General features: G+C 43.6%; 30 protein-coding genes and 1 tRNA gene. 4 read left to right on the plus strand and 27 right to left on the minus strand.

What is annotated here, in order from left to right; translation table 11 throughout:
- Window positions 1-14: 14 nt before the first annotated feature.
- From ACO53F_RS01435 to ACO53F_RS01560, 26 genes are all read right to left on the minus strand, one after another.
- Window positions 15-1,283, minus strand: coding sequence for a PBSX family phage terminase large subunit (locus ACO53F_RS01435; protein ID WP_485137189.1), 1,269 nt, complete (start codon window positions 1,281-1,283; stop codon window positions 15-17).
- Complete coding sequence (locus ACO53F_RS01440; RefSeq protein WP_485137034.1) at window positions 1,270-1,758, minus strand: terminase small subunit; 489 nt, start codon at window positions 1,756-1,758, stop codon at window positions 1,270-1,272. The genes ACO53F_RS01435 and ACO53F_RS01440 overlap by 14 nt, the downstream gene beginning before the upstream one ends.
- Window positions 1,759-1,854: 96 nt before the next feature.
- Window positions 1,855-1,926 (minus strand) — tRNA-Ala (locus ACO53F_RS01445).
- Window positions 1,927-2,077: 151 nt separating this feature from the next.
- Window positions 2,078-2,536 (minus strand): ArpU family phage packaging/lysis transcriptional regulator, encoded by a 459-nt coding sequence (locus ACO53F_RS01450; RefSeq protein ID WP_485137035.1) that lies wholly within the window; start codon window positions 2,534-2,536, stop codon window positions 2,078-2,080.
- A gap of 232 nt (window positions 2,537-2,768) precedes the next feature.
- Window positions 2,769-3,233, minus strand: coding sequence for a single-stranded DNA-binding protein (locus ACO53F_RS01455; protein WP_485137036.1), 465 nt, complete (start codon window positions 3,231-3,233; stop codon window positions 2,769-2,771).
- Window positions 3,230-3,532 carry a hypothetical protein gene (locus tag ACO53F_RS01460; RefSeq protein WP_485137037.1) on the minus strand — a complete coding sequence of 101 codons (303 nt, stop codon included), beginning with the start codon at window positions 3,530-3,532 and terminating at the stop codon, window positions 3,230-3,232. The genes ACO53F_RS01455 and ACO53F_RS01460 overlap by 4 nt, the downstream gene beginning before the upstream one ends.
- Before the next feature lie 165 nt (window positions 3,533-3,697).
- Window positions 3,698-4,378: a DUF3310 domain-containing protein gene (locus ACO53F_RS01465; protein WP_485137038.1), complete on the minus strand. Its 681-nt coding sequence runs from the start codon at window positions 4,376-4,378 to the stop codon at window positions 3,698-3,700.
- Window position 4,379: 1 nt separating this feature from the next.
- Window positions 4,380-4,622 carry a glutaredoxin family protein gene (locus tag ACO53F_RS01470; protein ID WP_485137039.1) on the minus strand — a complete coding sequence of 81 codons (243 nt, stop codon included), beginning with the start codon at window positions 4,620-4,622 and terminating at the stop codon, window positions 4,380-4,382.
- 2 nt (window positions 4,623-4,624) lie between these two features.
- Window positions 4,625-4,849, minus strand: coding sequence for a hypothetical protein (locus ACO53F_RS01475; RefSeq protein ID WP_485137040.1), 225 nt, complete (start codon window positions 4,847-4,849; stop codon window positions 4,625-4,627).
- Window positions 4,846-5,190: a hypothetical protein gene (locus ACO53F_RS01480; RefSeq protein WP_485137041.1), complete on the minus strand. Its 345-nt coding sequence runs from the start codon at window positions 5,188-5,190 to the stop codon at window positions 4,846-4,848. The genes ACO53F_RS01475 and ACO53F_RS01480 overlap by 4 nt, the downstream gene beginning before the upstream one ends.
- Before the next feature lie 2 nt (window positions 5,191-5,192).
- Window positions 5,193-5,723 carry a DUF3310 domain-containing protein gene (locus ACO53F_RS01485; protein WP_485137042.1) on the minus strand — a complete coding sequence of 177 codons (531 nt, stop codon included), beginning with the start codon at window positions 5,721-5,723 and terminating at the stop codon, window positions 5,193-5,195.
- Window positions 5,720-5,917 (minus strand): hypothetical protein, encoded by a 198-nt coding sequence (locus ACO53F_RS01490; protein WP_485137043.1) that lies wholly within the window; start codon window positions 5,915-5,917, stop codon window positions 5,720-5,722. The genes ACO53F_RS01485 and ACO53F_RS01490 overlap by 4 nt, the downstream gene beginning before the upstream one ends.
- Window positions 5,910-6,089, minus strand: a complete 180-nt coding sequence (locus tag ACO53F_RS01495; protein ID WP_485137044.1) for a hypothetical protein — start codon at window positions 6,087-6,089, stop codon at window positions 5,910-5,912. The genes ACO53F_RS01490 and ACO53F_RS01495 overlap by 8 nt, the downstream gene beginning before the upstream one ends.
- A 177-nt stretch (window positions 6,090-6,266) precedes the next feature.
- Entirely contained in the window at window positions 6,267-6,743 is a 477-nt protein-coding gene (locus ACO53F_RS01500; RefSeq protein WP_485137045.1) for a YopX family protein, read from the minus strand.
- Window positions 6,744-6,909: 166 nt separating this feature from the next.
- Window positions 6,910-7,209 (minus strand): helix-turn-helix domain-containing protein, encoded by a 300-nt coding sequence (locus tag ACO53F_RS01505; protein ID WP_485137046.1) that lies wholly within the window; start codon window positions 7,207-7,209, stop codon window positions 6,910-6,912.
- An 84-nt stretch (window positions 7,210-7,293) separates the two neighbouring features.
- The gene (locus ACO53F_RS01510; RefSeq protein WP_485137047.1) at window positions 7,294-7,701 is read right to left on the minus strand and encodes a DUF1064 domain-containing protein; all 408 of its coding nucleotides are present in this window, start codon (window positions 7,699-7,701) and stop codon (window positions 7,294-7,296) included.
- Window positions 7,664-7,927 (minus strand): hypothetical protein, encoded by a 264-nt coding sequence (locus ACO53F_RS01515; protein WP_485137048.1) that lies wholly within the window; start codon window positions 7,925-7,927, stop codon window positions 7,664-7,666. Before ACO53F_RS01515 ends, ACO53F_RS01510 begins: the two co-directional genes overlap by 38 nt.
- A gap of 1 nt (window position 7,928) precedes the next feature.
- Window positions 7,929-8,810, minus strand: coding sequence for a DnaA ATPase domain-containing protein (locus ACO53F_RS01520; RefSeq protein WP_485137049.1), 882 nt, complete (start codon window positions 8,808-8,810; stop codon window positions 7,929-7,931).
- 254 nt (window positions 8,811-9,064) lie between these two features.
- Window positions 9,065-9,448 (minus strand): DUF4373 domain-containing protein, encoded by a 384-nt coding sequence (locus ACO53F_RS01525; protein ID WP_485137050.1) that lies wholly within the window; start codon window positions 9,446-9,448, stop codon window positions 9,065-9,067.
- Between the two features lie 11 nt (window positions 9,449-9,459).
- Entirely contained in the window at window positions 9,460-10,248 is a 789-nt protein-coding gene (locus ACO53F_RS01530; protein ID WP_485137051.1) for a PD-(D/E)XK nuclease-like domain-containing protein, read from the minus strand.
- On the minus strand, window positions 10,245-11,162 hold the full coding sequence (locus ACO53F_RS01535) for a hypothetical protein (protein WP_485137052.1): 918 nt from the start codon (window positions 11,160-11,162) through the stop codon (window positions 10,245-10,247). The genes ACO53F_RS01530 and ACO53F_RS01535 overlap by 4 nt, the downstream gene beginning before the upstream one ends.
- A gap of 23 nt (window positions 11,163-11,185) precedes the next feature.
- Window positions 11,186-11,497 carry a hypothetical protein gene (locus ACO53F_RS01540; protein ID WP_485137053.1) on the minus strand — a complete coding sequence of 104 codons (312 nt, stop codon included), beginning with the start codon at window positions 11,495-11,497 and terminating at the stop codon, window positions 11,186-11,188.
- A gap of 19 nt (window positions 11,498-11,516) precedes the next feature.
- Window positions 11,517-11,846 (minus strand): hypothetical protein, encoded by a 330-nt coding sequence (locus tag ACO53F_RS01545; RefSeq protein WP_485137054.1) that lies wholly within the window; start codon window positions 11,844-11,846, stop codon window positions 11,517-11,519.
- On the minus strand, window positions 11,843-12,046 hold the full coding sequence (locus tag ACO53F_RS01550) for a hypothetical protein (protein WP_485137055.1): 204 nt from the start codon (window positions 12,044-12,046) through the stop codon (window positions 11,843-11,845). Before ACO53F_RS01550 ends, ACO53F_RS01545 begins: the two co-directional genes overlap by 4 nt.
- Complete coding sequence (locus ACO53F_RS01555; RefSeq protein ID WP_485137056.1) at window positions 12,043-12,234, minus strand: helix-turn-helix domain-containing protein; 192 nt, start codon at window positions 12,232-12,234, stop codon at window positions 12,043-12,045. Before ACO53F_RS01555 ends, ACO53F_RS01550 begins: the two co-directional genes overlap by 4 nt.
- Before the next feature lie 2 nt (window positions 12,235-12,236).
- Window positions 12,237-12,422 (minus strand): helix-turn-helix domain-containing protein, encoded by a 186-nt coding sequence (locus tag ACO53F_RS01560; protein WP_485137057.1) that lies wholly within the window; start codon window positions 12,420-12,422, stop codon window positions 12,237-12,239.
- A gap of 288 nt (window positions 12,423-12,710) precedes the next feature.
- Here ACO53F_RS01560 and ACO53F_RS01565 point away from each other — a divergent pair, with 288 nt between their 5' ends.
- The 4 genes from ACO53F_RS01565 to ACO53F_RS01580 all read left to right on the plus strand — a co-directional run bounded on the left by ACO53F_RS01565 (window position 12,711) and on the right by ACO53F_RS01580 (window position 16,036).
- The gene (locus ACO53F_RS01565; RefSeq protein WP_485137058.1) at window positions 12,711-13,124 is read left to right on the plus strand and encodes a helix-turn-helix domain-containing protein; all 414 of its coding nucleotides are present in this window, start codon (window positions 12,711-12,713) and stop codon (window positions 13,122-13,124) included.
- Window positions 13,125-13,529, plus strand: coding sequence for an ImmA/IrrE family metallo-endopeptidase (locus ACO53F_RS01570; RefSeq protein ID WP_485137059.1), 405 nt, complete (start codon window positions 13,125-13,127; stop codon window positions 13,527-13,529).
- Window positions 13,530-13,731: 202 nt separating this feature from the next.
- Window positions 13,732-14,718, plus strand: a complete 987-nt coding sequence (locus tag ACO53F_RS01575; protein ID WP_485137060.1) for a DUF3644 domain-containing protein — start codon at window positions 13,732-13,734, stop codon at window positions 14,716-14,718.
- Window positions 14,719-14,944: 226 nt separating this feature from the next.
- Complete coding sequence (locus ACO53F_RS01580; RefSeq protein ID WP_485137061.1) at window positions 14,945-16,036, plus strand: site-specific integrase; 1,092 nt, start codon at window positions 14,945-14,947, stop codon at window positions 16,034-16,036.
- Window positions 16,037-16,193: 157 nt separating this feature from the next.
- Here the strand turns inward: ACO53F_RS01580 and ACO53F_RS01585 are convergent, their stop codons facing one another.
- On the minus strand, window positions 16,194-16,709 hold the full coding sequence (locus ACO53F_RS01585; RefSeq protein WP_485137062.1) for a zeta toxin family protein: 516 nt from the start codon (window positions 16,707-16,709) through the stop codon (window positions 16,194-16,196).
- Window positions 16,710-16,715: the final 6 nt, after the last annotated feature.

A 16,715-nucleotide genomic window follows, 5' to 3' on the forward strand; every position in this document is an offset into this window, starting at 1 on the left:
TTTTACCTCCTTTTCTACCAGCCAACCGTTATGCCTGGCTGCTTCATATCATTTTCAAACGCGTATCGTGTCGCGTCGATTGTGTGGTTGTCAGTCTCAACTAACCTTGTTTTCGGGTTGCCGTCCTTGTCGGTCGCATAGTCGATATTCTCAAACTCTCTAGCAATATTAGGCGTCCGCTCTGGGTCTATTACTATCTCGTATAAGTCGTCAAGCCAGCGCTCGCCATACTCGATACTATCCGGCCCTTTCTTGGCTCCGTAGAACCTAGGCACGCCATGCTCGTAAACTATCTCGTCGATAGACTTAGGCTCGGCGCTATCGGCTGTGGTGTCGGTCGTATTGTACCGCTTGGCCTTGATAAACTCGGCTAGCCTACGGTTGCTAATCTTAACGCCGTAGTACTCGTCCATAGCATAGATACGACGTCTTTTCTTATCGTAGTGCCAGCGAACGAAAGCCAGTGGGTCGTTAGCATAACCAAAGTCGACGCCTTGGCGGATATTGTCGAACGTGTCGAATAGGTCGTCTGGTATCTTCGTAAAGACTAAGTTTTCTAATGGCGATACGCCGGACCCAACTGCTAGGCCCATGTATTCCCAATCATACGCCCTCTGTGACCTATCTCTAGTGGCCTCTGCCTCCTCGATAAATGCTTGGCTTATCCATGGGTTATCAAGGTAGGTCGAGTGGTGTACGAACGTATTAGCCGGCAATAATGCGGTGTTGTATTTCTTGTTAACCCAGGATTGTTTTCGTTTCGGTGGGTTGTACGTGTAGAAAAACTTATAAAAAAGACCTTCAGGCAATTCGCCACGAAGGATAGAGTTAGTCACAATCTTTATTTCATCTTCAGCCTTAAACTCGGCCAACTCTTCAACCCAGGCAATCGCATAAGGAAATCGGCTAGACTTTAAGGACTTTAGGCGGTTTGGGTCTTGCAAACCTCGGAAGATAATCTGATTCCCGCGAGGCACATAAGTTATTTTGAGCGGAGACTTATTGATTTTGAACAGGTGTCTCACGCCCTGCTCCTCGATAGCCCACATAATTTGCTCGAATACCGATTCTTGTAGGTCACGGTCCACCTTTCGGATACAGACGGCGTTCACCGCGTACCTCATTATCATCTGAACAATGATATGCGCAATATCAGACGACTTACCGGAGCCACGGCCGCCCTTGCAGACAACGTGGAGCTTGGCAGGGTCAAAGGCCGCTCGCCATACTGAATGAAAGGCCCTCGGAATAAAATCGCTCATTCGTTTCTTATTCGCCATCATCATCACCGATTCCGATGTCGTCGATGAATTGGACCATGCCGGTAACGTCAATCTCTTTACGGTCCAGGTAAGCCCCGTTTACCTTAAGAATATGATCTAGCGACCGTTGCCGTTCTTCAATCGTCGGTGTAAACTGGTATTCCGTTTCCGTTACCTCTTCGCCATCAAGGGCTCCATTGAAGTAAGTCTTGACCCTCTTTCTTGTCTTGCCATACTGAATTTCACCTCTAGCAATACTTGCGGAGATAGCCAATGCCTCAGCTACCGTCATAGCCCTCTCCTCGTGCAGTTCTTGTGTCCGCTTACTGATATACCGCGCCACTTCAACATTTTTCAACATGCGCTCTCCAGTACTATAAGCCGACCTCTCACTATATCCGGCTTTAATAGCTGATTGAGTCGCGTTGCCACTGATGATATATTCATCGGCAAAGCGTTTTTGTCTCTCGTTCATGAATACATCACCTCGTTTCATAAAAAAATAAAAGACCCCTCGGTCTCGGCGTTGAGGGGTACTCTATTGGAGAGAAATTTTTCCGCAATCTGACTATAGGGGGAAATCACATTGCTATTTCGAGGGCCGGAATCGAACCGACACCTCTTGACTCGCAAGTCGAGCGAACTTCCTTAATTCTTCCTCGAAACTTTAACGAGAGGGAGAAAGTGTGAAAGAACCCTCTCGTTGGTATATACTGGCTTTCCTTAAGGAGATAAAAGCCAACGAGGCAGTTTACCTTCCTACCTCATACTATCATTTTAGCACAGTTAACTTGCCATCCACTTTCAACTTACTTTCAATTTACTCCCAAAAAATCTTCAAAGCTTTGTCCATCCTTGAAGACCAGGAGTTCTCCGTGCCTATATACCTCAGCAAAATTGAAGAGAGCTTCATCTAGCATACGATAGAATTCCGTCTCAGAGTACTCAAGCATCATGTATATTTCGATATCTTTTCGCTCTTTCATGATGCAGTACTTCTCGTACAGCAGTTGCTTGTGGAAGGCCTCTGTCATCATGTTTATGGCCTGCTCTATCTCGTCGACTCGTTGTTGCGCGGCGACTTGACGAACCATGTGTGACTCGATAGGATTGCTTACAGTCCCCGTGTACGACCGTGGTTCAAAGCTGTATACAGCTGTTACTTTGGATGAGAACTTTTCTCCGGAAACACGTTTTAGAAACCGGTAAGCCTCCAATGTGTTTTTTGCTGCCTGTTTTGTTTTTTCGCTATCTAATCCTTTAAACAAATTCACACCGCGCCTCCTGACTATGATCTGATTCTACGCTTGATGGTGAACTCGTGGGGAAGCACATTTTCTCTGTACTCTCGTCTACCATCTCCAATTATGTTCCTATCAGGGAAAGGGTATGTTTCATTGAGGTATCGGTGCAAATCAGATTTTCTCGGTGATACCATAACGACCCTTCCGATAGCATCTCTCAGGACATATTCAACTTCTTTTTTTAGTCTCATAATCAATTCTCCTAGAATGGAAGGTCATCTTCGTTTATGTCGATTGGATGTCCCTCGTTAATGAATGACGTATCGGCCCCTAAACTAGCCTGTGCGGAGTTTTGAGCGTTAGTGTTGTAATTGCCTTGGCTATACGTTTGAGCCTGTCCCTGGCCTTGCTGTTGGTTCCTAGGACTCAAGAATTCGATTCTATCAACTATAATCTCGGTGATGTAGACTCTTTGACCGTCTTTGTCGTATGAACGATTTTGTACCTTCCCCCAAATAGCCACCTTGGACCCTTTTCCTGTATTGTTAGCTATCGCTTCGGCTGTCTTGCCCCAGGCTGTGCATCGGTGGAAGTCTGCCTCTGGCTCGCCATTAGCTGTTCTGTCCCTGTTCACTGCCAAAGAGAAGTTAGCAACTGCTGTGCCTTGTTGTGTATAACGGAGCTCGACGTCTTTTGCCAAGCGTCCGATTTGGACTGTAAAATTCATTTTAATTTCTCCATTTCTTTGATGGTTTCAAGATGGCGCGCTAGCTCATCCTTATCTACGATTCCCTCGATTGTGCCGATTGAATCAGCTCCAGGCTCTAGGCATCGAATCTCCCCATGCCGGCCGAATTCTACCTGCGTCAGCTTTGTGCCTCCGCTCCATAAGTGGTCCAAGACGTTTGCTCCAAAGCCATTCTCAAATCGATAAATGGTCCGGTGGTCTCCTGGCTCAAATCGGCTCATTACGACATGGTCATCGTATGCCTCGTGATAAGTTGGATTCTCTTCTGTGACTCTCATTCGTCTTCCTCCTCGACTTCTATTGTCCCCTCGTACTCGTACCTAGTTTGAGGAGAGTACATAGCTGCGTAGTTGTTTTCTCGTTTGGCTTTAATGGCTTCCTCTTCTGTGTCGTAATACCATTCGCCTTGCCAGACACCTCTAAAGTATTTTACTACTCGATATTTAATTTTTAGTTTTGGCATAAGCAACCATCTCCCCTGCCAGGTAATGCAGTTTTTCGAGATCCTCCACTAATCTGTGTTTAGACGGAGCTCTAAGTAAATATTCGAGAGCTGCACCTGCAAGGTGTGCGAGATGTCCGTCTTGGAATTTTGGTAAGAAGTTTTCTTCCACCTCTCTAACCTCAAGACCTTTAACCCCGATGTAATGCCCTGGGTTCTTCACCATATCTTTTCCATATTCACCTCTTAGGGCGTCAACGAAGTTTTCTGTACCAACAGACATTTCGACTTTTTTCTCTAACGAATTATGTTCGACTGTCTCTTCATGTGACTTTTCTTTATTTCTAGGACCCTTAGGCCCTGTTTTCGTTCCATTCGCAACTCTGCCCGCAAGTATGTTTCTAGCAAGACAAGTTTTACAAGTCTTTCCAATCCCATCTCCTCTAGTTCTGCGAAACTCAGTGAGAGGTTTTCGCTGTCTGCATCCCTTGCATATTTGCATGTTGCTATATTTTGGTTGTTCTACTGATTCTTCTAACAGTTTGATACCATCATTTGGATTTGCATAAACTTCTTGCCCATTGTGGTTTAGAACTGCTACTTTCCCTCGCATCTCAACAAACTTTCCATGTCGGTTACCGATTTTGTACTCTACCCCAACTTTCAAATCTTCTACTTTCATATTATTCACCGTCCCATAGCAGTCTTACGAGAGCTGGAGCACTATGGCCACTCCATGATTCTTCAAAGTCGTTGATTGATACGACTGGAAGTTCCATGTATCCATGCTCTTTGATAATGTTGAGTGCTGACTGATCTAGTGTCACGTCATAATAATCAAATCCAAAACCGTTCTCTTCTAGCCACGCTTTTGTCTTTTCGCAGTTAGGGCAATTAGGCTTTCCATAGACAGTGATATTTTTCATGCTTATTCCTCCGTATCTCTTTCAGCTTCTAGCTTTTCAACTCGCTCTACCAACTCAACCATGGCCTCTCCTAATGATTCGGCGATAAATCCTAGGATGGCGATGTGTTCCTTGACTTCGTTTCGCTCATGACGCTTTCTAAGCACATGGCAGACGATTCGGTCCACTCCTAACGCTGCCAATCCTATAATCAATGCCACTGCAATGGCTGGTACTACTAAACTCATTTCTTTTCCTCCTCATACATTCCAGCAACGAATGCTGGCAAATTGAATCCTGTTTCTTCCTCGATGAGAGCAATCATGTCCTCTGCTGTTGCGTGTTTGGACGTGATGTGGCCCACCTGGGTGGTGATTTCTCTCATCGTGCTTTCCAACCGCTGCTTGCCAAATCCGTATTTGTCTCTCAAGACCATCATCGTGGCTCCGAGATAGTTGTAAAGTGCCTGTTCCATCCGGTCGGCACAATACGCTCGTATGAAGTCACCATGCTTCTTCATGACTTGGCTTTGGTAGTCGTAAGCAGGCGTTTTCTTGATTAACGACTTGATTCTTTTCTTATGGTTCATAATCAACGAGCCTCTTTGACCTTCTCAACATATTCGGCCATCTCATTGGCAAGGTATTGGACTTTCTGGATGTCCTCTTCCAGCTTACCTTTGGATGGAGCTCGCAATAGGTACTCTAGCAATGCTCCGGCTAGGTGTGCTAGGTATCCGTCCTGGTAGCGCACTAGGAAATTCTCCTCGATTTCCCGGACTTCCAATCCTTTATCTCCAATGTAATGTCTAGGTTGCTCGACTTGGCTGCCATCCGTTTGTTTTGAATTAGGCAACTTCACATCTTCGATGATGGTGTACTCTTTCCCAGTGCACTCATATATTTTTATAGCGTCCTTAATCATTCCGATGTGGGAAATGGTTACTTTTTTGCCTTTTTTGTAAACACAAACGCCAACACCTCTCCATAACCACCAATATTTATTAGCTAAAAATTCGCTATCTAAAGGTTCTCCACTATCCCACTTAGCCCCTCGCTCATGCAAAGTGTTAAGTAGATATTCAAGTTTCTCAAATGAATCAACTTTATAAATTTTAATCATGATTCCAGCTCCTCAATCTTCTTCTTTAGCTCGTTAATCGTTTCTAATTGTCGGTCAATGACAATGTTATATAGCGCTTCATTATTAGCCTTCTCTCTTCTCTGTTGCCTCAATTCATCCTTAAGCCACAAGATGAAGAATCCAACTACTATTCCAATAGCGCAGCCTACACTTGTTAAGATTAAATCAATCATTCTTATATTCCTCCCACACAGTTTTTAGGTCTGGCTCTGTAACCTCACCTTCCAAATTGACTACATGAGAGTGCACCATCAATTTGGCCACTGTACCATCTGGCTCAACCGCAACCGTAGCCAGCGATACCATGTTAGCCTCATCTGGCATTTCAATAATCAGCTTTTTCATGTTTTGCCTCCTCAATCTGATTCATGATTTTGCTCAAAGACTCGTCCACTGGGATAACGTCTCCGCCGCTTAGCCATATTTTCGAATGTTGCCCATACTGTCTAAAACCTTCAATATGCGCAATGTTAATGTATGCCTCGTCCTTGGTATTGTTTTTTAATGTTACTCTGATAAACATTAATCCACTACCTCCAGCAAGTCTTTGTTCTGGTAAACATTACCAACAATTTTGAAGTGTGTAGGATCAGTCAAAAAGTCCATTAAATCAATTTCTCTTTCATACAACCCATACATTAGTTCTGATACGCTATCTTTCGAGGATTCACCGCCATACTTATAATCGCCTAGGTTTAGACCACCTTTCATCTTGATGACAGCTAAATTCTTTACATCACATTCTCCACCTGTAACTTCGTTGGTTTCTCCGTATGAGTCATTTTCATACCAAATTTCATCATCAAACTCGATAATGTCACCTTCAAACAGTTCTTTCCCGGTACAGTCTTTAAACCCAGTGCTCTGCATCAATTCGATGCCATCAATGACTTCATAGTCTAAAAATTGGCGGTAGTCTAAAAATACTTTTCCATCGTTCACAATGACTGAATCGGTGTACATTGTTCCGTCGTACCACGCTCTGAATTTAGGTATCATTATTCTCGCTCCTTTCTCTCATTCCATTTCCGCCACTCATCTGTGAAGCGGCGTCGTTCTTCTTTGCTCTCTTGATATAGCATCCATCCTAGATACAACCAAGAAACAAACGACACAACGATTGCTGCCAATATTACGATTCCCATTTCTGCATCTCCTATCTGTATCAATATCTACCCAAAGGCTGTACTAATGACTGCATCAGTGGTTTCCCCAATGGCTTCATATTTTTTCTTAAAATTTCCTTATCGCCAAGAATCAACCAGTCGATGCTGACGTTTCCTACATTGGCGATGTTGACGAGCGTTTGAGTGCTGTTGACTCGCTCTCCCTGCTCGAATTTGACTAGCGAGGTCTTTTTGCATCCGACGATTTGAGCCATTTCCCATTGCTCGTAGCCTAATTTTTCTCTGACCTGCCGGATGCGTCTGCCGACCTCGTACCAGTTAATCTCATGGAATTTCATCTTGCTACCCCCTTATCTTGCTCTCTGATTAAAAATTTCCTACCCAGGAGCGATTTTTATATCAAAGGCATATAATCTATCACCTCAAGCGTAAATCGCCTCTTTGGCCCAATTTTTGCCCGATTTACGAATCAACCATAGTGGCTGATTGTATTTGGCTATGAATAACTTAGCCTTGAGCTTGAATTCCGGCTTCTCGTAGCCTTTCGTGTCCAGATACTCGACGGAGCCATCTGGATAAGTCACGCGGAAGTCGGCGATATAGGTAATGGCTCTTATATGCTTGCCGGTTACTGGGTGCTTTTGCGCCGGTAGCAGCTCGCATTTGACTTGTAGCTCTAGCTTGGCTATGACCTTGGCTTTCTCCAAGGCCTTTAGATACACGTAGTATTCCGCCTCTAGGGTCGAGTCAAAGCGTATGCCGTCGACCGTCTTAGGCCTTGCTCCGTACTTGTTAGCCTTTTTCCGGCCCGAATTCCAGTATTGCCTCATGCTTCAGTTCTCCTCTCCACTTGGCGATTAGGTAGTCAATCTGGCCTTTGTGTTTGTCTGATAGCGAGTGATAGCTTGTGGTGTATAAAAAATATCCGTCGTCAAACACGTAGCCAACGACATTAATGCACCAGATAGAAAGCGCGTCTTTATCGCTTAAATTATTATCCCAGGTACATATAAAGCCAATTCGCTCTAGCCATTCTTTTAAAGTTTCTAGTTTCATGTCATGCCTTCTTTCTCATGTTCGGTCCGGTCATTAAGACCTGTTTTGACAATACCTGGATGCGCTCTAGCATCCGTCCTGCATCTAGCCGACTCTTGAGCCGGCGCTCTACTTGTGCGGCAAATTCCTCTTGCGTGAGGTTGCTTGTAAAGAACGTCAAGCGGTTGTTGTTCGCTCGGTAGTTTAGAATCTCGTACAGGATGGTCTTGTAGCCCCATTCCCCAGTCGATTCTGTTCCGATGTCGTCCAGGATAAGAACCTCGGCGTTCTTTAGTTGAGTTATCCTGCGGATATGTCCCCGTTCGTCCGTGCCGAACATGTTCTTTAGATCCTCCAACAGACTTGATGTAGTGATGTATACGACACCTGCTCCTTTCTCGTTGAGGCTTCGTGCGACTCCTGCCATGAGGTAGCTCTTTCCTAGTCCAAAGTCACCGTATAGCCAGACACCTGATTGTTCACCCATAAATTCATAGTTTCGAACCAATCGCTTGAATGCCTTTAAGATGTCTTCTGCTTCCGGATTGACGTGTATCTGGTCTAGCGTAAAGATTGGTAATGCCTCGGTGACTTTGTCCAAGACTAGCGATGTATTGATTCCCATTCGCTGTCTAGGGGTGAACTCTACTGGTGGATAATAGACTTGGACCTGTCCGTCGTTGTAGCGAAGCTCTGGAGGCTTGCTATGGCCTTGCTTTTTAGCCATATAGAACTCGTTCAACCGCGATAGCGACTCCTTAATCTTCTCTTTATCGAGGCGGTGGGCCGCCACGAACCCCACCACATCCTGGTCCTTCAGAATCTCTTTGATTCTCTCTCTGCCTTTTTGGCGATGTTCCTCTGACATTGGCAGAGTGCTCATAACTTGCCCTATTTCTTGCATGGTGGTCTCCTTCCCACGGCATATGCAACTTACTAAGTAGTTATAACAAGTATGTTTTATATACTAGATATAATTTAGTTAGTACGTTCTAATTGATTACTGCATATACTTTGCTTTCTAAGGCGGCCCCCCGCCGCCTTTTCTTTTTCTTTTTTCTTTACTTTCTATTTACTTTCTATTTACTTTGTGTACTTCTGTATGCATTTTTCGAGTTAATGTATGCAATAACTCGGTTAATGTATGCAATAACTCGGTTAATGTATGCAATAACTCGGCTCAAGTTTGAGGTCTTTGCGTCGTTCGGCAGCTTTTAGGAACCTTTTCTGTATTCCTCTTGATGTCAAAATTCTGTGCTTGTCATACATCTCCTGATCAAACATTCCGACTTCCAAAGCCTTGTCTACGATTCGTATTACAACCTTTTCATCTACATCAACTTCATCACCTAGGACAAATGCAGTATCATCATCCCATGTCATGTAATAGCCTCTATCTCGGTAGATATTGGCCAGCAATGAGATGACTACAACTATTCCGTCGTTACCAAATTGCCGCTTAATCTTCCGGACCTTGATATCATTTAGAAAGTCCACATCGAAACTGAAATAACTAATTCCGTCCTTCATTGGTCTGGCCATATTCTCACCTCCTAATCAAACAACTGGTCAATCTCGATGAATCCGCTCAGACGCTTCTTCGACAAGCAGTATGGACACTTTCCGCATGAGTGCGGTTCTTCTCGGCCTTCTTTAACCGCCAGCACTCGTTCAATATTATTGGCCAAGTAATCCTCCTCAATGATGTATCTTGTCGGGTCAATTGTGATGGCCGCCATATCAACTGGCGTTTCCTTGGACACAGCCACAATATACGGATCGTATGGAATTCCATGCTGTTGTTGTAGCAGTTGCTTGTAGACGTACATTTGGAGAACGTAGTCGTAAGCGAGAACAAATGGCACATATTGACCGAACTTGTCAGACCAGTATCGTTTGCGTAGCTCACGAGTAGTCTTAAGGTCTATAAAGTAGCCTTTTTGATGGTTAACCAGGTCAACCTTAGCCTTCCATTTGCAGCCGAATAAATCCCCCTCGACTATCACTTCCTTGTCACCTTGATAGATAAAATTGAAGAAAGCATCCTGTTTCAACCGCTCTATCATTTCTGTTGCTTTTTCAAACTGCTGGTACATTCCGCCATTCTTTTTGTAGATAGTCCCGCTGTTGTCTTCAATGAACGATTGGTGAGCCGTCTGACTCTCAAAGTAGCTGTGTAGAAAGTTACCAACTAGAAGAGCCTGGCTATCTAGGTCATTATATTCACCATTCAACTTAGCCAAGGCTGCAGCCTCGCACTTCATGAAGTCCTTGAACTGCGAGACACTCATATACTCCTTGTTAGCTTCTTCTGAGTAGTAGTTGTCGTGCGATAGAATCATAAGAGCTCACCCTGCTCTACCTCTTGAGTTAATTCTTCGATGAGTGAATCATCCAGGACCTCTTGCTCCGTCTTCGCCTTTGTTTTCGCCTTGGATACCTTAGCTTCCGATTTAGCAAAATCAGCCTCTAGCGATTTCGTGTCTGGTTTCTTGTTGGTCTCTTTAGGGAAGTAATCCTCTACTACACTCATGCCGTCATTGAGGCTTGTGGCAACTTTCTTGAGTTGGACAATGTCTGTCTGGGTGAAGGCATTGACGTTGTATCCAAGATAGAGTTCGATTTGCTCTTGAGTCACTTTGTATGTCTCTTTGAAGTAGTTCAGCATCTTCGAGATTGTGTCCTTGAGTGACCCTTCATTCTGGCCAGCAAGGGTAGATTCACACTCCTTAACGGCTGCCTCGGTGACATCTCCAGGGATTACACTTAGGATGCAAGCGCGTAATCGTCGAGCTCCGTTATTGGCTACTAGCTCATAAATATCTCGCTCGTCTGTCAGAACCTTATTGCCCTGCTTCGTTCCTCGAACATGTTTGACACTAAAGACCATTTCTCGACGAACATTTGTCTCAAGGTCCCAGCAATAAGACATGGCCGTTGATTCTCCAGGACGACGCTCTAACTCCTTGACGCCAAATGCTAGGTTTCCCCAGTTTTGAGCCAGCACCTCAGCTAGACGGATTGATGGACCACTAACCTTTTGCCCACCTCGTGGATACTGGTAAACTGCTGCTTCAGCTAGCCCCTTCCGTCTGCAAGCATCCAAGATTCGACGCTCGGATTCGAATGTGTTCCGTGGGAACTGTTTCGCCATGAAAATTTGCCCTTTAACCTCTTCCATTTCACGAGTGGATGCCGTTTGGATCATGGCGCCGTGCCCTTGTTGATTGTTAAATTCAGTTGTTAAGTCGTTCATGTTAGTTTCTCCTTTTCTTTTACTTAATAAAATGAGCCGTCTAATGGCGACATTGGCTCGCACCAATTGGTCACAATAAAGTCGAATAAGTCATCCTCATGTACCCTTTTGCCATCAATATTAAAGATGACTCCATTCTCATCTTCATCTACATGGGCTCCTACCTCGTCGTAAAAATCCCATATCTCGTTAACATATACCAGATATGTTTCGTGGCCGTGGTCTAGTAGGACATACTTCCAATTTGGATGTACAGGATAGCCACGCCAGTCTTTGCTTGGTTCGTCCGACTGAAGGTCGTACGGTACCGGCCTTGTTTTTACATCAGATATCATGTATACTCTCCTTAGAATGTTATTTCATTGGACCGTTCAAGGCTGCAACCTTGACGGTCTTTTTTAGTTTTTTGACCCAAATGTGGATATCAATCGCATGATCCATGTCACCCGTTCTAGCAAGTCGACCTATAGAATCCTCAATCTCATCAATCAAGAAAGATTGGCGATCTACTATGTCTTTAGCAATCGGGAATCCGCACTTGTCGTATAAGAAGCATCTGCAGTAATCGTATATGTCGTATTTACTGTCTCCAGGGTCAGATAGTCCAAACTCCGAGATTACGTGATGCTCTGCCATCTCTTGCGCTTGTTCGTTTAAATCGTCATAGAAAAAGATGTATCTCATTTATTTTCCTCCTGCATCGAATCTGCCAATCCACACGCTACCAATCCGATGGCCATTGCTATGATGCAGATGCCATTTGCGATGCCATCGCCTCCTGGCTTACAATCATTGACCCACCAAGCCCAAACCATGATGATGAAGCATATTGGCATTAAGGATGCGAACATCCACCAGTGCATATTTTTCATACTCAGCTTCATTCTGCTAGCTCCCCCACTGCTCTGTGGAAGGCTACTTTGTTTACCTTCCCATTGATAATAATGAACCCTTGCTCCTCTAGATCCTTGTTAATTTGGCGTACTAGCTTGTAAGCGTGGCTTTTGCTACATCCGAGCAAGTCAGCCACTTCTTGTGCTGTGTAATTTTGGCTTTTGACTGCTGTTGGCACTGTTATTCCTCCTCTTCTAAATAGTCTTTTAATATATCTTTGATTTGAGCAATACGATCTGGCGTCTGCCGGTTTCCTTTAAGTAGGTCTCCTAGATATGCGCGGGTGATATCCATCTCGCGTGCCAAATCTGCCAAAGTCATATCTTTTTTAATGAGCGCAATCTTCACTCGCTTTTCGAATGACATAGCCATCCTCCTTCCTATAGAAAATGTTGCTTATTGACAATTCACATACGCAATTATGATTGACATCTGTTTGCGTATATGCTATTGTGTAAGCATAAGAAATAAGCATACACTTTAAGGCGTACATTATCATTGTCTTGGCGGACTTTATTCAGATAAATAAGCGTCAAATGTTTGCTTAACAATTTAGCTTACACGTTAAGTATAATTGCTTATACGCAATCTGTCAACACTAAATTTGCGTTTAAGCAAAAATATTTTTCGGTTAGCTCTTAGGAGTTGGTAATTATGTCAATTGTAGACAAGGTTCGTGAACTTTGCGGTGCAAAAAAAATATCCATCGCAGAGTTAGAACGCAGCTTAGGTTTAGGTGGGGGTACTGTCAGTAGATGGGACACCCGAATCCCTGGTATCGATAAAGTTCAAAAAGTCGCTGACTACTTCCAGGTCAGTACTGACTACTTGCTAGGGCGAACAGAAACACCATACTATGGCTTGACAGAAAAAGACGAACCATCTATCCAAGCAGACCTTGAGCGCTTGATAGAAGACCTGGATGGCCTCAAATACTCCAAGGAAACTGAAGAGTTTAGCGAGGAAACCAAAGAGCTACTAATTGCATCATTAGAGCAGGCTGTGCGTATTGCTAAGATGGAAGCTAAGCGTAAGTACACGCCTAAGAAATATCGAGGTGAATCATGATTGGAGTTAAAACGTTATATTAAATCCTTGAAGTCTAGAGATCCATTTAAGATTGCTGAGTCCAAGGGAATTTACATATTAGAAACTGACCTGGGAGATATCATGGGTTATTACACTAGAGTTAGACGCATTAAATTGATTGTTCTTAATCGAAATCTGAGTTCCCATAAACGTCGCTTCACTTGTGCACATGAATTGGGACACGCTCTTCTCCACCCAGATGAGAAGACGCCGAAGCTGTCCAGGTTGAGTCTAACGTCCAAACTTAAGATTGAGCGAGAGGCTAACGAATTCGCCACAAACTTGTTGATTGATGGTAGCCACGAGGAATACTCAATCGAAACGGTTGGCGGTGTACTGGAGTACTACGGGCTTCCAAAAGAAATGGGGCGTTTTATAAAATAAAATGTACACTTTAGGAATTTGCTTGGAAAAGAAACTAACCTTGACAAATCAACGTTTTGTGTCGTATTGGAATTTACTTGGAAAAGAAAAGCCGATGATTTTAAAAACAGTTGGAATTCCAATCGGTTAGAAAAAAATAAAAAACCCATAATAAGGCGTGAAAGAAAATCAAAAACGCCCAAAAGGACGTAGGAGGAGTAGTATGGAAAACTTATCGGAACGACTAGTAGACAAGAGTATCGAAGCATTTGTCATGGGACTAGAAGTCTATAACAAACCCACAATCAAGTATAGAATTGAAGGTTTCAGTTTCTTTGTGTGCAACGCCTGGGAGCTGATGTTGAAGGCAGAGATTATAAACCGTGGACAGTCTATTTATTATAGAGATAATCCGGACAGAACTCTAAGTCTAGAAGCTTCAATTAAGAAGATATATTCTGATGAGAACACTCGTATACGCTTGAATCTTGAACGTATTGTTGAATTAAGGAACATTAGCACTCACTATATCACCGAAGATTATGAGCTTAAATACGCCCCCCTGTTCCAGGCATGCGTACTCAATTACACCAATGAACTAAAAAGGTTCCATAACGTTGATGTTACTGAAAAAATAGCTCAGAATTTTTTAACGATATCAGCCAGTTATGAACCACTTTCAAATGAGCAAATTAGGCTCAAGTACTCTCCCGAGATAGCCGAAAAACTAATTCAACAAGTCACTGAAATCGATGTGCTAACAGATGAATATAAGTCGGATAAATTTGCAATTGAAATCAAACAAAATCTATATATCGTCAAAAAAAGAGAAGATGCGGACTTTTTAGTTTACATCGCTAAAGATGCTGATACACCTGTCGAAATTATTAAAGACATGAAGGACCCTTCTACAACTCATCCCATCTCTTATAATGGTGTGATTAAAATAGTTGTTGATAGATTGAACAAAAGGAATATAAAAATTGGCTACCAATCTGGATTTAACACATTCGTATTGAATCTGTTTATGGATTTTTATAACGTTAAGTCTGATCCAAGATTTTCATATGCTCATAAAATTGGGAAAAGTCTGCATTACACATATTCTCAACAACTCGTCGAATTTATTGTCGCAGAAATAAAAAAAGACCCTCAACGAATAGTCGAGAGCCTTCGAAATCCCAAAAAAAAGATAACCCCAGGCACATAGGAATGCTCAGTACATAGTACCTACCCCATTTTGGGACCCAGCGTTTATCCTTCCCAAGTTATCTTAACCATATTATAACACCACGTGTGAGGGATGTAAAGACATAACAGAAATAAAAAAAGCCCCACCCCTGAACTTTGGCGAGCCAGGGTGGAGCTACCACAAAACACCCACAATGGGGCTATTTGCTATGCCCTTATTGTACCACAACGAAGGAGGTACTACAATGAGCGTAAGACAGGATAAGGCCAGGAAAACCTGGATGGCCAAGGTAAGCTATATGGACGACCTTGGCGTAAGACGTTACAAGACAAAGCGTGGCTTTAAGACCAAGCGAGAGGCCACGGCATTCGAACAAGAATATAAGAAGAAGGTATCTGGCGCATCCGATATGACATTCGAGTCTTTCGTCGAACTTTACCTTGAGGATTGCTCTCATCGATTGAAGCCAGTCACCATGCTAAACAAGCGTAAGATAATCTATCGGCTGATGGTCCCATTTTTCGGACATCAATCCATGCTTGATATAGATGCTAAGACAGTCAGACGATGGCAAAACTGGCTCATGAATCAACCAACTAATCGAGGTGAAAAGATAGCCCAGACCACCTTAAGGACAGTCAATGCTAACCTATCCGCTATCTTTAACTATGCACTTAAATTCCATGGCATAAAAAATAACCCTGTCAGAGTGGCAGGTACTATTGGTAAGAGCACTAGGAACGGTGAAGTAGCGTTTTGGACTAAGGACCAATTCGATACCTTCCTATCCACCGTAGAGGACAATATCTACTACCAGCTAGCGTTCTCTCTTTTATTTTATTCCGGCATGCGGATTGGAGAGCTTCAGGCCTTAACTCTATCGGACTTCGACCAGGAAGCAAAGACTGTCAGCATATCTAAGACCTATGTTAAGATTGACGGCGTCGATATGATCACCGAGCCCAAAACACCTAAATCTAATCGCATCATCACCTTACCGCCCTCAATATTCGAACTACTAAATGACTACACCTCTAAATTGCCATATTACAAGCCGACAGAGCGATTATTCACCATAGGGGTATATAGTTATGGCAAGACGCTTAGGACGGGAGCAGACAAGGCTGGGCTACCAAGAATTAGGGTCCACGACCTGCGCCATAGTCACGCCTCTATGCTGATTGAATTAGGCGTCTCACCTTTGGCCATCAGTGAGAGATTGGGTCACGAGCGAGTGGATACTACCCTCAATATTTATAGCCACCTATACCCTAGCCGCCATGGCGACATAGCAGATAAATTGGAGGGGGTCATAAGGGGGTCACAAGAAAACTAGAACACCGTTTTGACGGTGTTTTTTGGCATAATTATTGGTTATACCATAAAACCGGTACCATGGAAGACTTGACCCCTATTTTTATTTGAGGTCTCACTTAGTGTTTCTTTTCAGATAAAGCGATTGGGGCACCGCTCCTGCAGTGTCCCAATCGCTTCTATAAGTCAATATCTAGCTGATAATCATCCTGAATCAGAAGATAGTTGGCACCCGCTTGCTTAGCCTGGGCCAGCTGACTTGCATTATCTCGCAAGACACTGTCAAGGGTGCACCAAGTGTCATCGACTCTTTGTTCAATGGCGTTGGCATGTGCCTTGATGTCAGCAAAATGCTTTCTAATATAGGCCTCGCTCATGATCAAGCGATAGGACTTAATCTGACTGAGCTCGTCAGCTTCAAAGTCCTTGGCCCAATCAAAAGGAATATAACACCCTTCTACAATCAGGTTTTGCCCATTCTCAATGGCTGTTTTAATCATCTCCCGCACAATCGGCCAGAGAAATTCGGTCAAGGTCTGATCATCCGTCATGGCATGATGGGGACTATGCCCACTCCGAATCAAGCCCATTTTTAGATGGTCGATGGATAGGTAGGGATAATGATATTTTTCCAATAGTCTCTGCGCGAGTAGGGTTTTGCCTGTATGAGATGCCCCCGTAATTAAGATAATCATACTCTT

This window comes from Abiotrophia sp. (assembly GCF_057275535.1).